We start from the raw sequence: 23,421 nt of genomic DNA, 5'->3' as shown, positions 1-23,421 counted from the left end.
TCGGTCGACCACTGTGGTGGCCGCATGTGTTTGCCGAGAACGCATAACCCTTCAGGGGGATCCGTGTGACCTGTCGCGACGTGAGGTCTATTACAAACTTAGATCACTGATCATCTCGACACGTACGCTCCGTCCGCCGGGACTGAGGGCCGGAAATCGCTTCGACAATGGTGTGCTTCTAAATCTGCGCGCGGTGCGCATTCTTCCGCGTGCTGAAAACGGTGTGTCTGTTTCTGAGGGGTTGATGGGGAAATGCGGACATTATGGACGGCGCGTGCCGGGCGCGGTGCGGCCGCGCGTGTGCTGGCGGGCGCGCTGGTACTGGCGGTCACGGCGGGTTTGATGGGCGCCCCGCCGGTGTCCGCGGATCCCGCTCCTCCGGCTGGGGCCGCCGTATCGGATCGGGAGCGTGTGCTCGCGGTGTGGAAGGACGGCGGGCCCGCGGCACAGATCGCGGCGGGTGCGGCGTTGACCGGCACCGACGCGCAGGTGAAGGCGTTTCTGGACACCGGTCAGGCCGCCGCTGAGCAGCTGGACGTGCGAGGCCAGGTGGAGCAGTTGGCCGCCGGTGGCGGCCCGGTGGTCCGTGAGCGCGCGACGACGGCGTTGGCGGGAACGCCCCAGGACGTCCAGACGTACCTGGTGTCCGGCTGGATCGATGCGCATCTGCAGGATCTGCGCAGGCAGGTGGACCAGGTCCGTGCGTCGGCCGCGGAGGGGTCAGAGGTCCGGGCTCGCGCTCAGCGGGCCCTCGACGCGGGCACTGTGGAGGCGCTGCGGCAGTTCGTGGACAGCGGGCGGGCCGGCGCCGAGATCGTGGACATGGAGATCAAGATCGCCCGGCTGCTGGATGTCGCGCCGAAGGGATCCGCGGTCTACCAGGCCATCCAGGTCGCGTTGGACGGCACTCCGGAGGAGGAGCGGGAGTTCCTGGACTTCGGGTACTCGCTGGCCGTCGCGCGCGACAACGAGTTGCTCTCGGTACAGACCTTGGCCGAGCAGGCCCAGCAAGCCCGGCAGCGGGCCGCTGAGGAAACGCAGGCGGCCAAGGACGCCTCGGCCCGTGCGATCAGTCTTGCCGACTCCGCGGCGTGGCACGCGGATCAGGCCGGATCGTCCGCCGGGACGTCAGAAGAGCTGGCAGGGTTGGCCGGCGGCCAGGCCGCCCGCGCCGCTGACTTGGCAGGCCGGGCCGCGCAGGCCAGCCAGCAGGCCGTGGCGTCGTCCCGCGCCGCCGCTGCAGCGGCGCGCACCGCGGTGTCGGCTGCCTCGAAGGCCGCGGCGGCGGCGGCGGTCGCTTCCCGCGCGGCGGGGAAGGCCGCCCGTGCCGCGTCGGCGGCGTCGGGGGACGCGCGCAAGGCAGCCGATGCCAGGGTCGCGGCCAAGGCGGCCGGCGAAGCCGCTTCCGGCGCCCGGGTCGCCGCGGACGCCGGTCGGGCCGCGGGGGCGGCGGCGGTACAGGCGGGCATCGCCGCGTCCGCCGCGGCCGGAGCCGGTGAGAAAGCCGCCGCGGCCGCGGCGGCGGCGGCCAAGGCGGCGCGCGCGGCCGGCACGGCCAGCGCGCACTATCGTCGGGCAGCACGAGCCGCCGCGCGGGCGCAAGCTGAGGCGGTTCACTCCCGGGCCGCGGCGAACACCGCGACGAACTTTGCCGCGCAGGCCGACTACGCCGCCCAAGAGGCTGCGAACACAGCCGACAACGCCGCCGGCTTCGCCGAGGGAGCCGCGAGCTTGGCGGAGACCGCGGCCGACATGGCAGGACGCTCCGCGACCGCGGCCCAGGACACCGTCACAGCTGCGAAGGCCGCTACCACCGCGGCTGATGCCGCACGTGCGGCGGCGGACAAGGCCCAGGCGATCGCCGACAAGACCCGGCAGGCTGAGACCGAGCTGCTGGCCGCCGAGCACGAGCACAAACTTGCCCTCGCCCGCGCCGCGGCAGATCTGCCGGACCCCGATCACCCCGACGAGCCTGCCAACGATCAGCCCACCGTAGGGCCTGAAACCAGTCGGTGGGATTCGATCACCCAGGAGCGGCTCGCGGCCGCGCGTGATCCGCGCACCGCGCCGGCGGCGCGGGTCGGGCTGGCGCGGCAGGTGGCGCTGCGGCTGGCCGGGAACCTCACCACCGGGCCGTGGACCCAAGCGGTCGCCGAAGCCGCTTTGGGCGGTGACGACGCAGCGGCCGAAGGATTCGCGCGTGCCGGGCTCGACGCCGCGGCCGAGGCCGACGACCGCGATCGGATCGCCGTCCTGGCTGCTCCGGCGACCGTCGTGCCTGACTCCGGGGATCCCGCGAAGCTCCGGGCAGCGGCCACGACCGCGGCCGCCGGGACGATCGAGCAGGTCCGCGGTTTCCTCGCCGATCCCACCTATCCCGGCCGTGACGCGGACGACCAAGCTGCGGCGCGCGCGGTCCTGGGCACCGCCCGCACCGTCGGGCAGCAGACCCTTGTCGACGCCGCGACCATAGCGCTGGCCGGGACCCCGGCCGATGTGCGGGCGCTGCTGGCCCGTACCCAGGCCTACCGGCAGCAGCACGACGATGTCCTGGCAGTCGCCCGCGTCCAGACCGAGGCCCGCACGAACAAACAGCAGAACGTGGCCAACGCAGCGGAGGAAGCTCTCGCTGGGCCCGCCGCCGGGATCCGGGACTTCCTCGACCGCGGCCAGTACCTTGCGCTCGCCAAAGACCAGGTCGCCGCCGCCCACGTCGCGAGCGTCGAGCGTTTCCTCACCCTCGCCCGTGAGGCTGGCGCGCTTGCCGCCCGCGAAGCCGCCGACGCCTGGAACGCCGTCGCCCCGGCGCTGGCCGCGGCGAACAAGGCCGCGGAGCAGGCGGCACGGGCCCGTGGCTACGCCGACCAGGCCGCCGGCTACAGCGCCCAGGCCCGCGCCGCGGCCCAACGAGCCGCAGACTCCGCCACCCAGGCCGCGGCCTCATCACAGAAAGCCCGCGCCGCCGCCGACCAAGCCGGACACTCCCAGAACATCGCCACGTCCGCGGCTTGGCGCGCCTACCGATGGGCAACCAAAGCTCGGATATCAGCACAAAATGCGGCCGTCTCTGCCACGCGCGCTGCCAACGCAGCAGCCAACGCCGCCCGTGACGCTGCGGCGGCCCGCGACGCCGCCGACGCCGCCTACAGCACCTACCTCGCCAAACTCGCCAACGAGTCCCGCCTCAACCGGGACAACCCTGAAGAGAAAACCCACGACGGCGATGATGACGTGGTCGAACTGGACCAGTCAGCTGTCGGCGGAAGCCTCAGCGACGAGCGATACGAGGCGCTGCGAGGACTCGGCTACACAGGGTCCAAACGGTTCACTTGGCGCGAGGCCCTGGCCTTCGCCGCACGCGGCCCCTGGCCTCAAGCCGAAGTCTGCTACGCCCTCGGCGGCACCACCGACCAATGCCGCCCCAGCGGGCCTCTCGGCGGCCTAGCCGGCTTCATCTACGACGTCTTCCTCTCCGACCTGAAAGCCTGCTCCACCCTCGACGGCAAAGCCTGCGCCATGATGGCCGCCGGAGCCATTGGAGGCGGAGCTGGAAAAATCCTCCGCGAAGCAGGAAAGATTACCGAAAAGGCGATCGACGGAGTCGTCAAGGGAACGAGACCCGCCATCAACGCGGGCAAACAAGGGAAACACGTACCTGGGCACCCAAACTTCCTGGAAGGGCGCAGCGAACTCACCGCAGACCCGAACAAGTTGGTGCAACGCGCTGGCACCGGTGAACAAGTCGGCAACGTCGCACGCGGGCAGGCAGGCTTCAAGGAGCGTGTAGACTTCGGTGAAGTAATCGGAAAGTATGTTGACGGTTCGGGAACCAAGATACCCACCACCAAGGGAATGATCGTGTACGCCAAGGACGGGACCGTTCACATCTACCCAGTCAGACCATGACAGCCTCGAACAGGAAGCCAGAGCGACGTGAATTTCACTTTCGCTGACTCGGAGCCGACACCGCACCAGTTTCCAGTCATCGCCACTCCGCTCGGTACCATAAGCTTCACAGGGTCCCTCGGTACGGAATCGTTGGCTGACCTCCCTATTGCAGTACGGCAGTTACCTAACAGGGCAACGGTTGCGCTGGCACGAGGCAATGACACCACAGTGGAGTTCACTGTTGGGCAGATCAAAGCTGCCATACCCAAGCATTTCCCTCCAGTGACATTGTGGGCGGCGGTATGTCGGATTCACGCACACGCCGTCGTGTCCGATTTGGTGTTATCCGCCCAACTCGTCGGCGCGCCCGCAGATGTCGTCGGCGGACCAGATCCCGGTGAACTACTGGAGGCGGTCACCATCCAGAACGCCGATTCTGTGCTCACACTGGGTGGCCCGGACCTTGAGGCGATAAGCATCTGCGCTGAAACCGGACAAGACTTTCCGCGCAGATGGGTTCATGAACTGCAGAACCGCAATAAGGCTGCCTACGGGGTCAACTTTGACTCTCCGGCGACACTGACCTGGCGCTTACCGGCTCTCTGGCCCGACGAGATTGCTAGATTCTGTGTCGCCGCCGCATGGCGTGCACCCAGCCAAGACCCGGCAACCTGGTACGCCGTAGACATCACAACCGATTTTGCTTTAAGTAAACTCCTTGCGGATCAATCACCGCTTGAGGAGTGACCGACGAGCCCGTCGCGCTGATGGGAGGCTGCCGAGCTCGCAGCCCGCGAAACCGCTTACCATACCTACCTCGCCAAACTCGCCGCCGAAACCCACCTCAATCGAGCCAACCCCGACGAACACGACACCACCGAGACCGGCCTCTGAATCTACCGCACGGGACCAGTCACCACACCCTGGAAACCCTTCGGCATCGACGACATGTCCATTCCTGAGGGCTATCCAGTCGCCGTGGAACAGGTTTGTACCGTTCTGGACTACTTCGATGTGCCCGGCAGATACCGCTGGCCCGCTCGACGACGTGAGATACACGTACTTCGTCAGCGCCTTCACCGATGCGCGCTGCGAAGCCTGCCTCAAGGCCGTCCACATAGAACAAGATGACGGGCGGTCGAGATCGATGTGGGCCGTTTCACGCGGCCGAGAGAGGGACACAACGTCGGGCAGGTTCAAGGTGCGCGACGAAGGAAGTGTCGACGAGGGGTTACAGCCCAGCGTTTCCGGCGAGCCCATGTGCCTGGTTCACTCGGCTAGTCGGGTCCGGGGCATTGGGGTCGTGTACTCGGTCGGTGATCAGGAAGTCGGGGAGTTCAAGTCCATGGTCTTCCGGGAGCAGAAAGGTTCCACCGCGCACAGCTGGTTCCCAACGGTCTGGGTGGCTTCGCCACCGTCGATGTCGTCGACGATCTGGACGGATACCTTTTGTGCCATCGAAAGTGCCTTCCGCTAGGTCATGCCACGCCACCTCAGATTGGCGCAGTGCCAATGAGCCTAGGCGTATGAAGCGTCCGTCATGCAGACGGTATCGGAACGGTGCTGTTGTGCGACGTCAGGTTGCAACCGTCGACCAGCTTCCTGGTCCCGTGAGCAAGCTGTGGGAGATTGCGTTGTTGATCATGCTGGGTTCGTCTTCAAGTTAAGTAACGTGTTTCCGCCAACGGTTAGGAGCCGTTGGCGGTAAGTGACAGGGCTGTTGGTCGGCACCCGCGCCTCGTCGCCGACGTCGATCACAGTGATTTCCGGTATCGCGCCGAGCGTGGCGAGGTGGGCCCACAGGTTTCCGGGGTCGTTGCCGGAGACGTCCGGAAGCTCACCGGCTTGCAGCGATTCAGCTCCAAGTAAAGTTGGCGTGAGAGCTGGGGGCGACAATACGGCGGCAGGTCGGCGTGACCGCAATCTTCGAGTCGAGACAGCCACCCCACCTGCGATTTGGGGACTGACAACCAGCTGGTCAAGAGTCGCGATCTTGGCGTGCCGGACGGTGTCGAGTGATGCCGAACAAGACCTTTTCGGCTGCTTGGCGGCGGTGCCCCTGGTCGTTGATGTTGACAAGTGTCGGCCGCTGTCGTCCTGTCCGAGCGCTCTCGGGCCGGAAGGGTGGTGCAGGATCGTGGGAATGCCGGGTGTGCGGCGCCCTCGTAACGGGCGAACATCGCCTGCATCACATCCGCGTCGTCGCCGTAGATGACGGGATCTCTACCGGATCGCGGACCAGCTGCCGACCATTTCAGACCGCGAGTTCACCGGCGCAGCGCTGCCGATGCGGGGTCGGCTTCGCTGTCACGCCCGTGCTCCGGAACGTCGCGAATTTCTGACGTTCACGGATGATCCCTGGCGCGATATCGATGCCGGACTGCTCCGCGACCCTGCACCAGACGGTAATCCACGTCAAACGGCGAAGCGTTCCGGCTCTACTCGTTTTTGACGCTCCACTCGATGAGCGGGTGCAGGACGCGCATCAGGCTCGCGCCTCGCTCGGTGGGCCGGTACGTGATCTGGACCGGAGTGGTCGGCACCACGACTCGCTCGATCAGGTCGTGGCTCTCGAGTTCGCGGAGGCGCTGGGAGAGCAGCTGGTTCGAGATCCCGGTGACGCGTGCCCGGTAGTCGACGAACCGGCTGGCGCCCCGCATCGCCGCCATGAGCACGGCGGCGGTCCATTTTTTGCCCACGATCTCGACCGAGCGCTGGAAGCTGCGGCACACGTCGTCGTCGATGTGCTCGTAGTCGACCTCCGCGCGGCTCTGGCCAGGGACGGCGGCGGATTCGTCGGTGGATCGCGAGGTGGTCACTCGGTCATTATAGCTGACCGAGTTGCTTTAGGTGACCTGGCAATGTCCCGTTTGTCGCCCGTGGTCGTCTTCGGGCAGCCTGGTCGTATGAACGCACCCACCGCCCGTCCCGACACGCCGTGAACTACGGACACCGGCTGAGGTCCGGGCTGCGCCTGTACACCGGCGCCGATCGCGAACCCGATCACCTGATCAAGTGGGTGGACCTGGCCCAGCGGTGGGGGCTGGACCTGCTCGTCGTCCCGGCGGGAACCGACGGCGCCGATCTCGAGCCGGGGACCGTGTCGTCGTGGATCGCGGCGTCGACGGGCTCGCTCGGACTGGTGGTGGAGTCGCCGCCGCCCTCGCATCCGGCGGTGCTCGCCAGGGCCGTCGCAAGTCTGGACCGCCTCACCGATGGCCGGGTCGAACTGGCTCTCCACGCGGATTCCGAGGAAGCACTCGGCGACACGATCGCTGTCGTCCATGAGCTGTGGAACGTTCTCGACCGCGGCCTCGGCCGGTTCACGGGCCACGTCCACTGGCTCGCCGGCGCGCAGAAGGCCGCGCCCGCGCACGACGTGCCGATCGCCGTGCACGGTGATCGGCACGTGCTGCGGCTGGTGGGTCAGCAGGCCGACGAGTGGTCGACGGTCGGCGACGCCGCCGCGCTGGCGGAGGGCAACCGCCTGATCGACGAGGCCGCCCGAGAAGCAGGTCGCGACCCCCGCGAGATCCGCAGGCGGATCACCATCCGAGGTGACTTCGGCGAGCGTACGGAGAGGTTCACCGGAACCGCCGCGGACTGGGTGAGCGACCTGCTGCCTCTCGTTCTCGACCATGGAGTGGGCACCATCGTGCTCGACACCGACACCGACACCGACACCGACACCGACACCGACACCGCGGCGCGGTTCGCGAACGACGTCGTCCCCGCGCTGCGGGCCGCCGTTGACGCGGCGCTGCCCCACGGTTGGTCGAGCGCACGGATTCGCCGTGCGGCGGCGCTCGCCAGGCGCCGTCAGGGAATCGACTACGAGGGCGCTCCGGCGGAGATGGCCGAGGTCGTCGAGCCGGGGGACCTGGCCTACGCGCGGCTGCGCTCCGGTTACCTGCGCGGAGGTGCGCCGGGGATCGTCCTGCGGGCCGCGACGAACGAGCAGGTGGTGCAGGCGCTGGCGTACGCCCGCCGGCATCCCGGCGTTCCCCTGTCGCGCCGCAGCGCGGGGCACGGGGTCTCGGGACGCTCCACGAACGACGGCGGGATCGTCATCGACGTGTCGCTGATGAACGCGATCGAGGTCCTCGACGAGCAGACGCGCCGGGTGCGCATCGGGCCGGGCGCGCGCTGGGGCGAGGTGGCGGCCGCGCTGGAACCCTACGGCTGGGCGTTGAGCTCGGGCGACTACGGCGGTGTCGGGGTCGGCGGCCTCGCCACCGCGGGCGGCATCGGCTACCTCGCGCGTGAGCACGGCCTGACGATCGACCACCTGCGGGCCGTGGAGGTGGTGCTCGCGGACGGCTCCGTCGTGCGGGCCTGCGACGCGGAGAACGCGGATCTGTTCTGGGCGGTGCGGGGCGCGGGCGCGAACTTCGGGATCGTCACCGCGTTCGAGTTCGAGGTCGACGAGGTCGGCCCGGTCGCCTTCGCCAAGCTCACCCAGGACGCGAGCGACGTCGAGCGTTACCTCGTCGAGTGGGGCCGGGTGGTCGAACAGTCGCCGCGGGACCTCACCAGCTTCGTGATCCTGTCGCCGCCGCGGGGCGGGCGACTGCCGGTGGCGCTGAGCCACACCATGGTCCATTCCGCCGACCGCGAGACCGTGCTCGCCCGGCTGGAACCGCTGGCCGCGATCTCCCCGATGTACGCCCAGGACGTCACCATCTCGTCCTACGCGGCCGTGCTGAACAACGCGAGTGACGACGCGCCGGTGTCCCGTGGTGAGCCGGTTTCGCGCAGCGGCCTGCTCCGGCACGTGACCCCTGAGTTCGCCGCGGCCGCCGCCCGGGTGCTCCACAGCGGCGCGATCGGCTGGTTCCAGCTCCGCGCGGTCGGCGGGGCCGTCGCCGACGTTGCCGCGGACGCCACCGCCTACGCCCACCGCGACGCGAACTTCTCGCTCGTGGTGATGGGCGGTGACGACGACGTGGTCGACGCGGCCTGGGAGCTGCTGCGTCCCTTCCTCGACGGCCTCTACCTCAGCTTCGAGTCCGGTCTCCGGCCCGAACGCCTCGCCGAGGCGTGGCCACCGGCGACTCTTTCGCGGCTGCGTGAGCTCAAGTCCCAGTACGACCCGGAGGGAGTGTTCGACGACAACTTCGCGCTCACTCCCGCCACGAACGATCCCGGAGGAAGCGAGAAATGACCGACTACGGCCACGACCTGTGGTTCGGCAGCTTCGTCACGCCCGCCGCCCGCCCGCCTCAGGCGCCGGTCGAGCTGGCACTGGCCTCGGAGCGGGCCGGGCTCGATCTCGTCAGCTTCCAGGACCACCCGTACCAGTCGGCGTTCCAGGACACCTGGACGCTGATGTCGTACGTCGCGGCGCGCACCGAGCGGATCCGGATCAGCGGCAACGTGCTGAGCCTTCCGCTTCGCTCGCCCGCCGTGCTGGCCCGCGCCGCCGCGAGCCTGGACCGGCTCACCGGCGGGCGGGTCGAACTGGGCCTCGGCGCGGGTGCGTTCTGGGACGGCATCGCCGCGATGGGCGGCCGCAGGCTCACTCCGGGCCAGGCCGTGCAGGCCTTGGAGGAGGCGGTCGTCGTGATCCGTGGGCTGTGGGCCACCGACGAGGCGGGTCCGCTCAAGGTCGACGGCGAGTTCTACGCCGTGACCGGCGCCAAGCGCGGGCCCGCGCCGGCCCACCGGATCCCGATCCACCTCGGTGCCTACAAGCCGCGCATGCTCCGGCTGACCGGCCGGATCGCCGACGGCTGGCTGCCGTCACTCGGTTATCTGCCCGAGGGACCCGCATCGCTCGACGCGATGAACGAGCAGATCGACGAGGCCGCCTCGGCCGTGGGCCGCGAACCCGCGGCGGTCCGCCGCCTGCTCAACCTGAGCGGCCGATTCACCACCGGCGGTGGCGGCCTGTTGCAGGGAACGACTGCCGACTGGGCCGAGCAACTCGCCGACCTCGCACTGCGGTACGGCGTGTCCGGGTTCATCCTCGCCTCGGACGAACCCGCCGAACTCGATCTCTTCGGACACGAGGTCGCGCCGCGAGCCCGCGAGCTCGTCCGGTCCGAACGCACGGCGTGACGCTGTCAGACCTGGGAGCCGCCCTCTGTGCGGGGCAGGGGGAGCTGGCCGGACGCCGCGACGAGACCGCGGTTCTCGACGAACTGCTCGATCGGGCCCGCGAAGGGACCGGTGGCGCGCTCGTGCTGTGGGGTGAGCCGGGGATCGGCAAGTCCGCTCTGCTCCGCCACGTCCACGGCCAGGCCGCCGACTTCCACCGGCTGAGCTACCTGGCCACCCGCGCCGAGTCGGACCTGCCCGCGTCCTCGAACGCGGTGTCGATATCGGCGAAGCCGTAGCAGGACAGCAATCGGTCGATCGGGAACCGGCCGGCTCGGTAGAGCTGGGCGAGATCGTTGATCAGCAGCGACGAGACGGCGTCGCCCTGGATGATGCTCTGTAACGACTGGCCGAGGGTGAGCCGGCCGGCGTCGAGGTTCTCCGCGCGGCCGCTCGTGTCGAGGACGTACTCCAGACCGCGCTCCTCGATCGCGCGGAGCGCGGCGGTCAGGTCCTCGACCTCGCCCGGGTTGACGAGGTGTGTCGCTCCGAGTTCGCGCGCGAGGCCGAGCCGCCATCACCGCAGCCAGGTCGCGGAATTCGAACGGCCCGTCCTTGGTTTCGAGGACGGCCGCCCGCGCGGAAGTGCTCATACGCGGTGCGCCTCCCGCGAAGCGCCGACGGCGCCGTGGTGGCAGCGGACAGAGACCATCGAACGACTCCCGGGTCGGGGATGTGGGCGCCACGGCCCTCCGGCGTGTCCGAACCTACGTCGGCGGGCGGTGTTCGCGGATCCGCCGACGTATCGGTCATGGCCGGGTTTCCCTACTGCCGCATACCGGTGCGCGAGGCCTGTTCGACGCGGGCGATCAGCCGGCTGTTGTGGACGGCGCGGTCGAAGCCCGGGGTGTGGTACGTCCCGTTCGCGATGTCCCGCGCCAGGCTGGCGTACACCTCGCCCACGTTGATCGACGCACCAGTCCAGATCTCGGCCGCAGTCGGCCCGGTACCGGTGGCGACCGGGGTGTCCGGCGCGGTGAAGTCCACACTCGACGACAGCGTGAGATCGCCGACCTGCACGCCGGCGGGGTGATCGCCGGTCAGCGCCAGCCAGCCGTCCGAACCGCGAACCTCGAGACTGAATCGAGCCTCGGGCGCGGGAACGCCTGCCAGGATCTGCACTCCGACCGGCGCGCCGGACGAGGTCTTGGCGATGGCGTCGAGGTGATCCGGGACTTCCCGGATGGAGACCGTGCCGGTGTCCGCCAGTTTCACCTCGGGCCAAAGGAGTTCCGTGCGCGCGTCGATCTCGGTGATGTCGCCGAGTACCGCTTCGACGACGTCCAGGACGTGGCCCGCCGCGATAGTCAGGAAGCTCGCGCCCGACGCCGCCTTGTCGAAGTACTCATACGCGCTCACCGACTCGGGACCGTTCCCGAACGTCGTCGCGACGACCCGAGCCGAGAGCAGCCGCCCGAGCCTGCCCTGTGCGATGATCTCCGCCGCGCGGCGGACCGACGGGTTGAGCCGTCCCTGCAGGCCGATCGCCGTGTGCAGCGAACCGGCCGCGGCGGCCATCTCCTCCGTCTCCTCAACGGACGCGCCCAGCGGAGACTCCGAGTACACGGCCTTGTTCGCCGCCAGGGCCGCCAGCACCAGCTCGCGGTGCGCAGGGACCTTGACGGCCACGGTGACAAGATCGATCGACGGATCGCGGATGAGCTCGAACGGATCGGCGAACCAGCGCTCGGCCCCGAACGCCTCGGCGGCGGCGCGGGCACTCTCCTCGTGCCGTGTCGCCACCCCTGCCAGCTGGAAGCCGGGTTGCGCGGCCAGTGCGGGGATATGCGATGCCCCCGCCCAGCTCGCCTTCGTGTCCGCGCCGATGATGCCGACCCGAATTACGGTGTGTGCCATGGTGTGGTGCTCCATTCGTTCAGCTGCAACAGAAAATGGTGGGTTCCGGGGTTCGTGAGGAGCGGAAGGCCTCACCGGTCGATGGCGGCCAGGTCGGGCTCGGCATGACGTTCGCCGGACGCCGGTGTCAGTTCGTTCAGCCGGGAGAGCTGCGCGGTGCCGAGCCGGATTCGGTCGGCGGCACTGTTCTCCTCGAGCCGGTCGGCCCGCCTGGTGCCCGGAATGGGCGCGATGCCGTCTCCCTGCGCGAGCAGCCAGGCCAGCGCGACCTGCGCGGGCGTGGCATCGACGTCGTCGGCGACCGCGCGGACCTCGTCGACGATGCGCAGGTTGCGAGCGAGGTTGTCGCCGGTGAACCGGGGATTGGTGCGACGCCAGTCGGCGGCGTCCAAGCCGTCCAGGGTACGGATCTCGCCGGTGAGGAAGCCGTGGCCCAGCGGCGAGTAGGGCACCAGGCCGATGCCCAGCTCGCGCAGCGTGGGCAGCACCTCCGCCTCGGGGTCGCGGGTCCACAGCGAGTACTCGGTCTGGACCGCGGCCACCGGATGAACGGCGTGCGCCCTGCGGATCGTGGCCGCGGCCGCCTCGGACAGTCCGATGTGGACGACCTTGCCCGCGGACACCAGCTCGCTCAACGCTCCCACCGTCTCCTCGATGGGCGTGCCGGGGTCCACCCGATGCTGGTAGTACAGGTCAATGTGGTCGATTCCGAGCCGCCGCAGCGATCCGTCGACAGCCGCGCGAACGTTCGCCGGCGTGCTGTCCGGACCCGGCCGGCCGGTGTGGGAGACAAGGCCGAACTTGGTGGCGACGACAACCTCGTCCCGGCGGCCCCTGATCGCCCGGCCCACCAGTTCCTCGTTGACGTAGGGCCCGTATACCTCGCCGGTGTCCAGATGCGTGACACCGAGGTCCAGGGCTCGCCGAATGGTGCGGATCGACTCGGCGTCGTCCCGGCCAGCGCCGGTGTAGAACGCCGACATCCCCATGGCCCCGAGCCCGATCCGCGAGACCTCCAGTCCTCCCAACGATGTGCGGTGCATCCGATGGTCCTTTCACGACTCGATGGGCAGGTACGACGCCGGTCGCCTGAGTGGCTAAGAGATCCGCCGGCGCCGTGAACTTGACGCTTCAATATCTACCCGCTCGAACTTGACCCGTCAACAAGCTCGGCTAGGATGGTGTCATGGCGAACACCGCAGCGGGCACGAGCGGACCACGCCGCCGGCGTCCGCGTAAGGACGTGGCACCCGAGGTGTCGGCTCCCGCCGCTACGGGGGCGGGCAAGCCCGCGGCCCCGGTCGGCGACACGCGATGGCTGAACGGCGATGAGCTGGCGGCATGGCTGGCCAACTCCGCGATCATGATCAGCCTGCCTGCCGCCCTGGACGCGCGGATGCAGCGCGAGTCCCAGCTGACCTTTTTTGAGTACATGGTGCTCTCGGTGCTGTCCGAGCAGCCGGATCACACGCTGCAGATGAGCGATCTCGCCGCCCGGACGGCGGCATCGCTGTCACGGCTGTCGCACGTCGTCGGACGGCTCGAGAAGCGCGAACTTCTCACCCGGGCCCGGATTCCCGGCCCGGGTAGGCGGACCAACGCCACGCTGACCGAGGCGGGCTACGAGGCCGTGGTGGAGGCGGCACCGGGGCATGTCGCGGCCGTCCGGGAGTACCTGATGGACGACCTCGAGCCGCACGAGCTGACGGCATTGCGCCGAATCGGCACCGCAGTCGATGCTGCCATCAAGCGCGGGCAACGCGACAGGGACTCGACGGTGGCCTCCCCGAACGAAACGTCGACCTCGGAGTCGGCCCACCATTACCCCAGACGTCCTCGACCCGCATCAGCCTCCGGCTGTTGAGGTCACCGCGGTCAATTTCGCGAACTTCCAGGATCCGATACTCGCTGTCGACGTCCTGGAACTGCCGCTCGAGGTGTACGACGAGGTCATGCACGTCAACGCGCGTGGCTTCGTCCTGTGCACCCAGGCCGCGCTGCCGTTGCTCTCGAACGGGGCGGCGGAGCCATCTTCTACACCAGTTCCGCGGCCGGGCACGCGCTGATGCGGCACGTGGCGAGCGCGTTCGGCGCCCGCGGAATCCGGGCCAACACCATCGCCCCCGGTTACGTCCTGCACGGCGCAGGGTTGCTCGCCGGCAGTAGCGGCTGCCGTAGATTAACTGCTTTTCCTGAATCCCAAGGACTTTTCCAATTTGTTGACGGCATTCTCGTGGGTTCCGTCCGCTGGATCCATGACCCACAGCTGGCCGGTGCTGGGCGGAACCCGAGTGATGCCCAGGTGCGGCGTGCCTGTTCAAGTGCCGGTTCAAAGACCGCGTCGTTTTTGATCAGAGTACGGTCGAGGTCGACGGGGAACGGCAATCCGGAGCAGCCGGGCAGTGAGTAGTCGGCCAACTCCGCCGAGGCCACGCCAGGCCGGTGCGAGTCGTACTCGGTCGATGATGACAACGTGGCTGCCGAGAGATTGGATCTGGTCTTCAAGCCCATTTTGGAGGGTGACGAAACCGAACTGGTCGCGGCCGCTGCGGGCATCGAGTGCGTCGTGGACGTCATCGACGTGCTGGAGGTCGATGGTCAAACCGTTAGCTTCGAAGATCACAATCTCAGAGCGTTGTTCAGGTGGCCTGGCGGAAGAACTCCAGGTTGGTGACCATGTGGATCACGCTTGGTAGTTCGGTCAGGCGGCCGCGGTAGCCGGTCGACAGGATTCTCCACTGCTTCAGTAGCGCGATCGTGCGCTCGATCGGGGCTCGCATCGAGGAGATCCGGTGGTTCCACCTGTCCGACCTTGCCCTGCCCCAGCAACGATGCCGGTCAAGCCGCTATCAGACCGCTCCCGATCCACACGCGCTGAATAACGCTCTGAGCTCGCGGATCGCCATCTCCTCGGGTCCTGCGGCAGTGCCTCTCCCGGGTTCAAAGATTGGAGTTCATTCGGTCGGGGCGGGACGGATGCTGCCGATGACCTGTTTCAGCGGCCCGTGTGATCGCCTCGAGTACCCGGTGGCGATCGAGTGCGACCGCGAAATCCGGCGCATCGGCGGTTCCGTCGCGGAGGTCGGCGGCGAACTGGGCGTAGAGGCGGGCGACTCCCGCTGCGGGTGCGTCGAGTTGCAGGTCGGGAGCCGCATAAGCGGGGGGGACCTGTAGCACTTGGACAGGCTCGCTGCCGCGGCGCAGCGTGATGGTGAAATCGGTGAAATGGATGTAGCCCGACGCCGACTCCACACGCACACCGCCCTCGGTGCCCTGGATCTCCCATACCATCGCCGAGCCGGCAGACTGCCCGGCACTGTAGTGCAGCGAAGTGACGATCCCGCCTTCGAGAACGCCGGCGACGACGATCTCATCCGGCGCGTCCTTCGGCAGCGACGCGCCATCGGAGAGGCGGACGCCGTCACCGCGCTGATTGGCGACGACGGCGGACAGACTCTCGAACGTGCCGAGCACGCGCGCAAGCGGTTCGAGCCCGTGGCCGAGCATGATGCTCAGAAGCGTGGCGCCATGCTTTGCGTGAGCCATGTACTCGACCGGCGGGTCATATCGGCCGACCCACATGTCGTCGGTCAAATGCGCTCGGATGCTCGTGCTGAGCGGCTTGCCAATCACGCCTTGCGCGATGAGGTCGCGAAGGAAGAGGATCGGCGGGTGCAGGCCGCCCTGCAACCCGACAACCGTCCGCAGCCGCCGCTCGCGGGCAAACCCCTCCAGCGCTTCGGCCTCCGATAGGTTTCTTGCGAGCGGCCATTCGCAATAAACCATCTTGCCCGCGGCCAGCGCGTCGGAAACAATCTGCTTGTGCTCCGGCACCTTGACCGCAACCACCACCAGGTCGACCTCCGGTCGCACGACCAGAGCCTCATGTGTGTCGAAGGCGAGATCGGCGCCCAGCCGACGAGCGGTCGCGTTCGCGCTCTCCATACGAGTCGTACTGACGGCGCGGATCTGGAACGCGTCGAGCGCCTGTAGCGCCGGGACGTGAGCAATTCCGCCCCAACCCCGATCGGCACTAGCCCCGATAAGGCCGACGCCGATCCGGGTATTTGCTGAATTCGTCATTAGGACGCTCCTGCCTTGTGCAGCCCCGGCATCGCTCTCCGGGCTGCGTCACGATGATTCGTTTCCAGGCAAATGCGTGGGCACTCGGGGCTCACCATGGCGAGCGAGCAATTATTGCCGTTCGCGTAGCGGCCGCGGGGTTTGAGCCCGAGTGACCTAAGCGCAGGTTTTACGCGTGAGCCCAGTGGGCCTCGAGTTCGCGCGCGACATCGGCCGGACGCTCTATCATCGGCCAATGCGAGCTGCGCAGCTTGAAGACGGCACGTGCGCGTGTGGCATTACCGAGCTCGTCGGCGAAGCGGTGGGGGAGAAACGGATCGTCCAGGCCCCAGATCACTAGCGCTGGTGCGGTCACGTTGCTCAAACCTGGCTTCCACTCCGCCCCGACCTCGATCGCCGAACGGTAAAGAGCGAGAATGCTTGCCCTCATAGTGGCATCGAGATGCCGAACCGATTCGTTTGCCGCGTCGCGCGGCATCTGCGCCTCGTTGAGGCTTGCGGCAAACGCCTCGAGGTCGAGGTCCGCCATCCATTGCTCGCCCTCGCCTGGCGTTTGCCAGATCTTGGCAAGATAGTGCCACGGATACTCCGGATCGATTGGCCCGCTGATGCCTGTCCATGTCCGCACCAGATCTGGTCGGACAGACGCGAGACGGCCCGTCAGCAGAGACCCCCAATCATGACCGACCAGGTCGACGGGTTCGCCGATTTCTTCGATCTTCTTAATAAGCCAATCGAGATACTCTTCTTTCGTCGACGTGAATCCCGGTGGTAGGGGTACGCCAAACCCGGGGAGATCGATCGTCACAATATCTTCGCGTTGAAGGTAGGAACGGACGGTGTCCCAAAGCCGGTGGGTATCAGGGACACCATGGACGAGGACTGCAGGCATTTCGGATTCTCCAATTGATTGTTGTCGTGGTGGAATGGCCGGTCGGCCGAGTCAGGGAAGAAGGATGACTTTGCCGTGGGTGTGGCCCGTGGCGACGAGGCGATGGGCGTCCGCGGCCTCGTCGAGTGGGAAGCTCCGGCCGATGCGTGCGGTCCATGCGCCGGCGGCGATCAGATTCAGGGCTTCCTGGACAGGGCCGCGGTCGCGATTCCCGCTGCCTCCCGGGCTGAATGCGACGCCGTATCGTGCGGCATCGCGGTCGGCGAGCGTCACGATCCGGTCCGGGCCGCCGAGGAGATCGACGAGGGCGGGAAGGAGTCCCTTGCCGGCGGTGTCGAGCGCGGCATCGATACCGTCGGGAGCGGCTTCGCGGATGCGGTCGACCAGGCCCGGGCCGTGGGCGACAGGGATCGCACCGAGACTCCTGACGAAGTCGGCGTTGGCAGTCCCGGCGACGCCGATCACCGTCACACCGCGCTGTCGCGCGAACTGCACGGCGGCGCCGCCCAAGGCACCGCTCGCGCCGGTGACCACGAGCGTGTCACCCGGGCGAAGGTTCAGAAGCCCGAGCGCCCTCGCCGCGTTGTCAGCGCCGATGACGGTGGCCGCGGCCTCCTCGAAGGAAACGCCGTCGGGGATCGCCGCGAAGTTGCTGCTGACCGTGTACTCGGCGTAGGAGCCCTGGGTGGCGGAGTCCGGCCACCCGGCGACGCGGTCGCCGACCACGCCCTCGTCGACGCCCGGGCCGACCGCCTCGACGACGCCGGCGAACTCGAATCCGATGATGGCGGGAGCACGCAGGCGGAACGCTCCGGCGCGTGCGAGGAGCTCCGCCGGGTTCACCCCGGCGGCGTGAACCCGCGCCAGTACCTGACCCGGACCCGGCACCGGTCGCGGAGCCTCCGCAATCCGCAACACGGAGGGTTCACCGAACGAGGTGATGACGGCGGCTTTCATGATGATCCTTCTCATATCGAGCCGGCGGCACTTCCGCTGCGGCGTGCTTCGGCGTGCTCGCTCACGAAGGCCCGGTAGCGAGGTCACGTCCGGGGGTCCAGTACGTTAATTCAGGACTGATCGGTACAGAAGTAACGTACCCGGGCAGAGATTTATTCGCAAGCCCTCAACCGTGCGGGCACGCGTCACGGCCCGGGGCGTCAGGCCTGGGTGATCGCGCCGTCCTCGGCCCGCGCGAGTTCGACGCCCGCGTCATGACATCGCGCTGCGCGGCGTCGGGCGGCACGCTCATACGCCCAGAAGGATTCGTGAGCCACGGGTACTGGCGGAACACCAGCGCCAGCTCGGGGGCGAAGCGCTCGGCCAGGCGGCCGCGGACGTCCTCGTCTGCGTCCGGCGGGAGGGCGTCGAACTCCTCGCCCGCCTCATCCGACCGGTCTGCCTCATCCAGCGGCATCTGCCGCATATCCGCCAAGGCACGACTGTCATACAGTGTCGTCGACAAGAGGATCGCCGCTTTCTCGGTCGATGACAGTCGCAGGAGCCGGATCTCAACTCGCGGTGACGCTGAAGCTCCAGGTCACGCCGAAGCGGTCGGTCAGCATCCCGAACCCGGCGTTCCAGGTGGAAGCGGCCAGTTACTCCACGATGACCGCATCCTGAACCGGGGCGTCCCAGTCGCTTTCGCGTTATCTGGACTGCCTGGTCCGTAAGGGGGCATAATGACTGCCATGCCCGTATCGCAGACCAATCTGGGGCGACCCCGCGGGTTCGATCCCGACCACGCCCTCGAACAAGCCATGAGAGTGTTCTGGGCCAAAGGATACGAAGGGGCGAGCCTGACGGACCTGACCGAGGCGATGGGCATCACTCGCAGCAGCATGTATGCGGCGTTCGGGAACAAGGACGAGCTGTTCCACCGAGCGCTCGAGCGCTACACGGAAGGCCCAGCCTCCTACGGAATCCGTGCACTGTCCGAGCCGACCGCACGCGAAGTGGCCGAGTCCCTTCTTCGCGGCGCAGCCGCTGCCAGCACGCGTCGCGAGGCACCCCACGGATGCCTTGGCGTCCAGGCTGCACTGTCCGCCGGCGACAACGGGCTCACTGCCCAGAAGGTCCTCGTCGACTGGCGCCAGGATGCCGCTGCGCGCCTCGAGTCCCGATTTCTGCGTGCGCGGGCCGAGGGTGATCTGCCGGAGACCGAGGATCCGCGCACGCTGGCGGCCTACATCACGACGGTCGCGTACGGCATCGCCGTTCAGGCGGCGACGGGCAAGAGCGAGGCGGAACTGCGCCGGGTTGCTGATGTGGCGATGAACGCGGCGTCCTGGTCCCACGGCTGAGACAGCGAACTCTGCGATCGTCTTCATCGACGCCTTAGGCGTCACCCCCGAGTCCGCTCGACAGCAGGGTGCGGGCCGCCGCCGGTAGCGGGCGTGATTCGATCGCGTTCGTGGAGCAGATCATCGTCCGAATCTCGACGTCGTAGTCAAGGAATGGGGTGAATTCATCCCAAGCATTGCGCCATAGGCGGATCACCGCCGAATGCTTCGCGCCCCATTTCTCTTCGAATGCGACGAGAGCAGCCACCGCGGCGTCCCGGCTGGGTGCTGTGTAGATGGGTTTGATGTCGCGTTTCACCGCGTCCCGATCCCGGCGGGACACGAGCCGGAAGGTGTTGCGGATCAAGTGAACAATGCAGGTCTGGACAATGGTTTGTGGCCACGCGTTCGTCACGACTTCGGGCAGGCCTTTGAGTCCGTCGCAGACGAGGAAGAACACGTCCCGGACACCGCGGTTCTTCAGGCCGATCAGCACGCTCATCCAGAACTTCGCCCCTCGCCGCCGGTGCCCATCCACAGCCCGGCGGGCTGGTGGGATCGGGCAGGGTCTTCCGGCGTATCTCGTCGTCGACGGGGCGAATGAGGGTGTGCAGGGCGGCGCGGCTTCGCGGCGGAAGCGTTCGGAGCGCCAGGTCCAGGGTTTCCCGTGCCAGGGGCTCGCAGCACGGGCAGCCGAGAGCCCAGTGTGGTGCTCGGTACTGGTGGGCGACACGGGCATACCGCTGCCACTCGCGCAACGCGGTCGCGATGTCTCCCGGTCGGAGCTGGGTGGCCTCTAACCGGTGGATGTCTGCCAGCGCCCAGCGCGGCAACCCGGGCACGACGGAGAACTGCCGGAGGCGCGGGCGAACAGGAAGGTGCGCGCGGACAGCCGCAGGCGGTCTACGCGCCATGACCCTTTCTGAATGTCGTCATGGTCAGATCATGCCATAGCGGCACCGCACAGACAGAAACTTCGCAGGGGACGTTCTGACACCGCCGGTCTGGTTCGGACATAGGAAGTCGCCCACTGAGCGGGACAACGGCCGACTCCGATTGGGCTCCGTTGCCGAAGTAGAGCCTGGTACGAACCGACATGGCCTGACACTCGGATGGGCAGGAGGTGCACGTTGACCTGCACGAACGGTCAAAATTCGGTACCACGCGACACTCGCCGACACGGTGGCGGAGGGACTCGTAATCCCTTGGCCGTCGGTTCGAGCCCGACCCGGCCCACCACGTCAGTATCGTTGCCGACCTGCAGGGACGTTGGGCCTTCGGCGGCAATTTCGCCTCGGCGTTAATAGCGACTGGGCTCCGTTATGTCTCCGTTTGCTCCGGTGTGCCGAGAGGTGGAGAAGTGCTCTGTGGAGCCGGTTGGTGGCGTAGCAGTTTTCTGCTTTCTCGTCACAACCGCTGAGGTGGGGCTTCAGCGGGTCCGGGGTTCTTTGCTTCCGCAGTTCGACAAGCTGGGTGCGTTCGCAGGTCGGCTGGCGTGATCTCGAGCAGAAGGTCGGTGACGTCCACGGTTTAGGTGTGGGCTGGTCCAGCCGCATGTCCGGAGGTCCTCATAGCGGCATGAGCGGATGATGGTCAGTCATCGCCTATGACGTCCAGGAGTGGATCGCCTGGCACTGTCAGCAGTCGTCGAAGGAGTGGTCGGTCGAGCTCGATCGCATATTCGCACGGATCCGACGCCGCCAAGCAGAACCAGTCGGCCATATACCCCTGATTTGCCAGCTGCCACAACGTGTCGGCTTAGGCTCGAGTCGGTTGAGAAGCCAGTGAAGATGATCGGCAAGTTCCTCATCAGTAAGAAGCCGCGAGGCCCGGCGGCGCTTGCGCAAGCTCAGACAGCCTCTGAACCGGACTACCTGCGACCCGAGCCCCCATGACACAGGAACTTTCGCAGGATGCGACCCGATGGCAGCACCCATGTCGGCAACCCGCTGGTTAAGAGTGAGCTGCTTTCTATGTCGGATGGTGCCAAGTAATGTCTAACAAGACCTTTTCGTCTGGTCGCGGCGCATCCATGGTGTCGGGGTGCGTCGCCTGGTGTCGGACTGTTTTGGACGTCTCGGGCTCGTGGATGCCGGGTTCTGTCGCTTGGTCCAGCCACATTGAAGGACCAAGCGTCGCTGGGTGGTGCGGACGATGACGGGGGAGCGGCGCGATCCGGTTGTGTCGGCGGTGAGCACGATGGTGCTCGAATGGGTATCAAACGGACCTCCAGTGGCCCGGACTGTCCTCTGTGGACGATCGGGGCGCGCGGTAGTCCTCGTCGGCGCCCGCGCCTCGCCCCGGAGGCCTCCTTGCTCGGCTCAATATCTCGGTGTCAACTCGGCGGGCGCAGACGTCCTGGTGGCGTCTCATTCGCTCTCGGTTGGTCCTCTTCGGGACGACTGTGTTCATTCGGTGGGGGGGGGGGTGGGGGGGCTCACCGCCCTGGGAGAACACGCTGATCTCCTTGGTCGGCAGGAAGGTCAGGCAGAGAACGTCGGCGATTCGCTGTTCATCAACGGTGGTGTGGCGATTCGCTGTTCGTCACGCGGGTGGACTCGTTCAGCTCGCCGCCGCTGCGTGAAGGATCGCCGCGGCGGAGCGCTCGACGTCCGATTCGGTGGTCGACCAGTTGGAGACCGAGATTCGCAGGTAGCGGCGACCGTGCCAGGTGGTGCCGCCCAGCCAGCAGGTGCCGTCACGTTGAACGGCGTCGATGATCGCGTCGGTTCGGTCATCGTCGCCGAACCTGACCAGTACCTGGTTCAGGACGACGTCGTTGGCGATCTCGGCACCACCTTCGGCGAGGATCGTGGCGAACAGCCGGGCAAGCCTGCAGCAGCGGTCGACGAGGTCGGCCACACCGTCGCGTCCCAGCTCGCGCAAGGCCGCCCACACCGCGAACACCCGTGCGCGGCGCGATGCCTCGAGCGTGAGGTCTCCCATCCGGGATAACTCGGCTGAGCCGGCGAGGTAGGGAGCGCGATAGGCGATGGTCTCGGCGTGCAGTGCCGGGTGTGCGCAGAACGCGAAGCCCGAGTCGTAGGGGACGTTCAGCCATTTGTGGCCGTCGCACGCCCAGGAGTCGGCCAGCTCCAGGCCGTCGACCAGCGCCGCTGTCGCGGGGTTGGCTGCGGCCCAGAGCCCGAAGGCACCGTCGATGTGGATCCAGGCAGCATGCCCCTTCGCGAGTGTGCAGGCGGCGCGCAGGTCGTCGCAGGCGCCGGTGTTCACGTTTCCCGCCTGCAGGCAGACGATCGTGGGACCCTCACCTGCGGCCAGAACCCTGGCCAGGTCCTCGACGTCGATCGCGCCCTGCGGACCCGCTGCCACCTCCTCGATCGCCCTGGTACCGATACCCAGCAACCTCAGCGAGCGGTCGATGGTCGCGTGCCGCTCGACGCTTGCCACAACCCGGAGAGCGGGTGCGCCGATGAGGCCGTCCTGTTCGACGTCCCAACCTGCTTGAGCGAGGACGTGGTGACGTGCCACCGCGAGTCCGACCGTGTTGGCCGCCTGGCCTCCGGTGACGAACCCGGTCGACGCGGTGGCCGGAATGCCCAGGAGGTGCCTGAGCCATCCGCCGGTGACGTCCTCCGCGGCGGACGCGGCGGGTGACAGAGCGGGATTGAAGCTGTTCTGATCCCATCCTGCCGCCAGGATGTCCGCCGCGACCGCGGACCTCAAGGCGCCGCCGATGACCAACCCGAAGAACCGTGGCCCCGCCGTCGCCACGAGTCCTTTCTCGGCAATGCGAGCGAGTTGCTCGATGACGGCTTCCGGAGAGCTGGGATCGCGGGGAAGTGCTTCTCCGAAAGCTTTCCGTAGGTCCGCTAGGTCGACCCGCTGAGCGACAGGCCGATCATCCAGGCCGGCCACGTACTCGGCGGCCAACTCCGCCGCTCGCGAAAAGAGAGAGTGCTCTTCGTGCATGAATGTCCTTCCGGCAATGCCACGCTATACATGGTTTATCTGGTTCTCATACGCTGAGCGGCGATTCGGTGCACGATGAGGCCCGGTCGGTCAGCCCGAAACGACGGGCGTCTTGCACGTGCGGGCCAGCAGGGGTATTGCCCCGGCAAGTATTGCAGTTCGACGGCACCGTGAGCGAGCCCGCCGAGAAAGGACAGCGTGCGGTGCCCGCCAGTGTCCTTGATCATGGAGATGATCTCTGTGGTGTGGGGCTCGACGAACAGGTGCTTAAGCGACCGATCGCGCTCCGGTCATCAGCAGGGCATCGTCGCCGGGGTCATTCCGGTTCGGATCGTTCGAGAGCACAAGTGAGGAATTTCGGAGAGCGTCAACACGCCAGCCTCGACATGG

The 23,421-nt window shown here is 67.5% G+C and carries 18 protein-coding genes and 1 pseudogene; 8 read left to right on the top strand and 11 right to left on the bottom strand.

The window, feature by feature from the left end; all coding sequences use genetic code 11:
- Positions 1 to 252 precede the first annotated feature (252 nt).
- Complete coding sequence (locus ACLJO0_RS36580; protein ID WP_410583784.1) at positions 253 to 3,906, top strand: polymorphic toxin type 50 domain-containing protein; 3,654 nt, start codon at positions 253 to 255, stop codon at positions 3,904 to 3,906.
- 210 nt (positions 3,907 to 4,116) lie between these two features.
- On the top strand, positions 4,117 to 4,635 hold the full coding sequence (locus ACLJO0_RS36575) for a hypothetical protein (protein WP_410583782.1): 519 nt from the start codon (positions 4,117 to 4,119) through the stop codon (positions 4,633 to 4,635).
- Between the two features lie 1,691 nt (positions 4,636 to 6,326).
- Here ACLJO0_RS36575 and ACLJO0_RS36570 read toward each other — a convergent pair.
- On the bottom strand, positions 6,327 to 6,707 hold the full coding sequence (locus ACLJO0_RS36570) for a winged helix-turn-helix transcriptional regulator (RefSeq protein ID WP_410583780.1): 381 nt from the start codon (positions 6,705 to 6,707) through the stop codon (positions 6,327 to 6,329).
- A gap of 119 nt (positions 6,708 to 6,826) precedes the next feature.
- On the opposite strand from ACLJO0_RS36570, the gene ACLJO0_RS36565 reads away from it, so the two are divergent.
- Genes ACLJO0_RS36565 through ACLJO0_RS36555 form a run of 3 tightly spaced genes read left to right on the top strand, consistent with a single transcriptional unit; the run spans position 6,827 to position 10,226 of the window.
- Complete coding sequence (locus ACLJO0_RS36565; protein WP_410583778.1) at positions 6,827 to 9,052, top strand: LLM class flavin-dependent oxidoreductase; 2,226 nt, start codon at positions 6,827 to 6,829, stop codon at positions 9,050 to 9,052.
- Positions 9,049 to 9,948, top strand: a complete 900-nt coding sequence (locus ACLJO0_RS36560; RefSeq protein ID WP_410583776.1) for an LLM class flavin-dependent oxidoreductase — start codon at positions 9,049 to 9,051, stop codon at positions 9,946 to 9,948. The genes ACLJO0_RS36565 and ACLJO0_RS36560 overlap by 4 nt, the downstream gene beginning before the upstream one ends.
- The gene (locus ACLJO0_RS36555; protein WP_410583774.1) at positions 9,945 to 10,226 is read left to right on the top strand and encodes an ATP-binding protein; all 282 of its coding nucleotides are present in this window, start codon (positions 9,945 to 9,947) and stop codon (positions 10,224 to 10,226) included. The genes ACLJO0_RS36560 and ACLJO0_RS36555 overlap by 4 nt, the downstream gene beginning before the upstream one ends.
- A 526-nt stretch (positions 10,227 to 10,752) precedes the next feature.
- Here the strand turns inward: ACLJO0_RS36555 and ACLJO0_RS36550 are convergent.
- Together ACLJO0_RS36550 and ACLJO0_RS36545 are read right to left on the bottom strand one after the other, a co-directional pair.
- Positions 10,753 to 11,844: a Gfo/Idh/MocA family protein gene (locus tag ACLJO0_RS36550; RefSeq protein WP_410583772.1), complete on the bottom strand. Its 1,092-nt coding sequence runs from the start codon at positions 11,842 to 11,844 to the stop codon at positions 10,753 to 10,755.
- A 71-nt stretch (positions 11,845 to 11,915) separates the two neighbouring features.
- Positions 11,916 to 12,887 carry an aldo/keto reductase gene (locus ACLJO0_RS36545; RefSeq protein WP_410583770.1) on the bottom strand — a complete coding sequence of 324 codons (972 nt, stop codon included), beginning with the start codon at positions 12,885 to 12,887 and terminating at the stop codon, positions 11,916 to 11,918.
- Positions 12,888 to 13,030: 143 nt separating this feature from the next.
- Between ACLJO0_RS36545 and ACLJO0_RS36540 the strand changes: the two genes are divergently transcribed.
- Entirely contained in the window at positions 13,031 to 13,708 is a 678-nt protein-coding gene (locus ACLJO0_RS36540) for a MarR family winged helix-turn-helix transcriptional regulator (RefSeq protein ID WP_410583768.1), read from the top strand.
- Positions 13,709 to 14,173: 465 nt separating this feature from the next.
- On the opposite strand, the gene ACLJO0_RS36535 is transcribed toward ACLJO0_RS36540, so the two are convergent.
- The 6 genes from ACLJO0_RS36535 to ACLJO0_RS36510 form a co-directional block, all read right to left on the bottom strand.
- Positions 14,174 to 14,467: a hypothetical protein gene (locus ACLJO0_RS36535; RefSeq protein ID WP_410583766.1), complete on the bottom strand. Its 294-nt coding sequence runs from the start codon at positions 14,465 to 14,467 to the stop codon at positions 14,174 to 14,176.
- A gap of 16 nt (positions 14,468 to 14,483) precedes the next feature.
- Entirely contained in the window at positions 14,484 to 14,624 is a 141-nt protein-coding gene (locus ACLJO0_RS36530) for a hypothetical protein (protein WP_410583764.1), read from the bottom strand.
- Between the two features lie 160 nt (positions 14,625 to 14,784).
- Positions 14,785 to 15,927 (bottom strand): Gfo/Idh/MocA family protein, encoded by a 1,143-nt coding sequence (locus ACLJO0_RS36525; RefSeq protein ID WP_410583762.1) that lies wholly within the window; start codon positions 15,925 to 15,927, stop codon positions 14,785 to 14,787.
- A 169-nt stretch (positions 15,928 to 16,096) separates the two neighbouring features.
- The gene (locus tag ACLJO0_RS36520) at positions 16,097 to 16,819 is read right to left on the bottom strand and encodes an alpha/beta fold hydrolase (protein WP_410583760.1); all 723 of its coding nucleotides are present in this window, start codon (positions 16,817 to 16,819) and stop codon (positions 16,097 to 16,099) included.
- A gap of 51 nt (positions 16,820 to 16,870) precedes the next feature.
- Positions 16,871 to 17,776, bottom strand: coding sequence for an NADP-dependent oxidoreductase (locus tag ACLJO0_RS36515; RefSeq protein WP_410583758.1), 906 nt, complete (start codon positions 17,774 to 17,776; stop codon positions 16,871 to 16,873).
- A gap of 166 nt (positions 17,777 to 17,942) precedes the next feature.
- A complete protein-coding gene (locus tag ACLJO0_RS36510; RefSeq protein WP_410583756.1) occupies positions 17,943 to 18,251 on the bottom strand; it encodes a hypothetical protein in 309 nt (102 codons plus the stop codon).
- Positions 18,252 to 18,304: 53 nt separating this feature from the next.
- Here ACLJO0_RS36510 and ACLJO0_RS36505 point away from each other — a divergent pair, with 53 nt between their 5' ends.
- Both ACLJO0_RS36505 and ACLJO0_RS36500 read left to right on the top strand, forming a co-directional pair.
- On the top strand, positions 18,305 to 18,439 hold the full coding sequence (locus ACLJO0_RS36505) for a hypothetical protein (protein WP_410583754.1): 135 nt from the start codon (positions 18,305 to 18,307) through the stop codon (positions 18,437 to 18,439).
- Positions 18,440 to 18,507: 68 nt separating this feature from the next.
- The gene (locus ACLJO0_RS36500; RefSeq protein ID WP_410583752.1) at positions 18,508 to 19,119 is read left to right on the top strand and encodes a TetR/AcrR family transcriptional regulator; all 612 of its coding nucleotides are present in this window, start codon (positions 18,508 to 18,510) and stop codon (positions 19,117 to 19,119) included.
- 94 nt (positions 19,120 to 19,213) lie between these two features.
- Here ACLJO0_RS36500 and ACLJO0_RS36495 read toward each other — a convergent pair.
- A pseudogene (locus tag ACLJO0_RS36495) lies at positions 19,214 to 19,641 on the bottom strand (transposase); the annotation flags it as partial.
- A gap of 2,019 nt (positions 19,642 to 21,660) precedes the next feature.
- Positions 21,661 to 23,031, bottom strand: a complete 1,371-nt coding sequence (locus ACLJO0_RS36490) for a pyridoxal phosphate-dependent decarboxylase family protein (RefSeq protein ID WP_410583750.1) — start codon at positions 23,029 to 23,031, stop codon at positions 21,661 to 21,663.
- Positions 23,032 to 23,421 lie beyond the last annotated feature (390 nt).

The sequence above is a fragment of the Amycolatopsis sp. lyj-108 genome, from assembly GCF_046549005.1.
Classification (GTDB): Bacteria; Actinomycetota; Actinomycetes; order Mycobacteriales; family Pseudonocardiaceae; genus Amycolatopsis.
The sequence above is the reverse complement of the archived record's forward strand: the minus strand, read 5'-3'. Positions and strand labels throughout refer to the sequence as shown.

Excerpts from the sequence above, each read along its gene's own strand:
- ACLJO0_RS36580 (WP_410583784.1), top strand. The coding sequence starts at position 253 with ATGCGGACATTATGGACGGCGCGTGCCGGGCGCGGTGCGGCCGCGCGT.
- ACLJO0_RS36560 (WP_410583776.1), top strand. The coding sequence starts at position 9,049 with ATGACCGACTACGGCCACGACCTGTGGTTCGGCAGCTTCGTCACGCCC.
- ACLJO0_RS36550 (WP_410583772.1), bottom strand. The coding sequence starts at position 11,844 with ATGGCACACACCGTAATTCGGGTCGGCATCATCGGCGCGGACACGAAG.
- ACLJO0_RS36545 (WP_410583770.1), bottom strand. The coding sequence starts at position 12,887 with ATGCACCGCACATCGTTGGGAGGACTGGAGGTCTCGCGGATCGGGCTC.
- ACLJO0_RS36540 (WP_410583768.1), top strand. The coding sequence starts at position 13,031 with ATGGCGAACACCGCAGCGGGCACGAGCGGACCACGCCGCCGGCGTCCG.
- ACLJO0_RS36530 (WP_410583764.1), bottom strand. The coding sequence starts at position 14,624 with ATGCGAGCCCCGATCGAGCGCACGATCGCGCTACTGAAGCAGTGGAGA.
- ACLJO0_RS36525 (WP_410583762.1), bottom strand. The coding sequence starts at position 15,927 with ATGACGAATTCAGCAAATACCCGGATCGGCGTCGGCCTTATCGGGGCT.
- ACLJO0_RS36520 (WP_410583760.1), bottom strand. The coding sequence starts at position 16,819 with ATGCCTGCAGTCCTCGTCCATGGTGTCCCTGATACCCACCGGCTTTGG.
- ACLJO0_RS36515 (WP_410583758.1), bottom strand. The coding sequence starts at position 17,776 with ATGAAAGCCGCCGTCATCACCTCGTTCGGTGAACCCTCCGTGTTGCGG.
- ACLJO0_RS36505 (WP_410583754.1), top strand. The coding sequence starts at position 18,305 with ATGACAGTCGCAGGAGCCGGATCTCAACTCGCGGTGACGCTGAAGCTC.
- ACLJO0_RS36500 (WP_410583752.1), top strand. The coding sequence starts at position 18,508 with ATGCCCGTATCGCAGACCAATCTGGGGCGACCCCGCGGGTTCGATCCC.
- ACLJO0_RS36490 (WP_410583750.1), bottom strand. The coding sequence starts at position 23,031 with ATGCACGAAGAGCACTCTCTCTTTTCGCGAGCGGCGGAGTTGGCCGCC.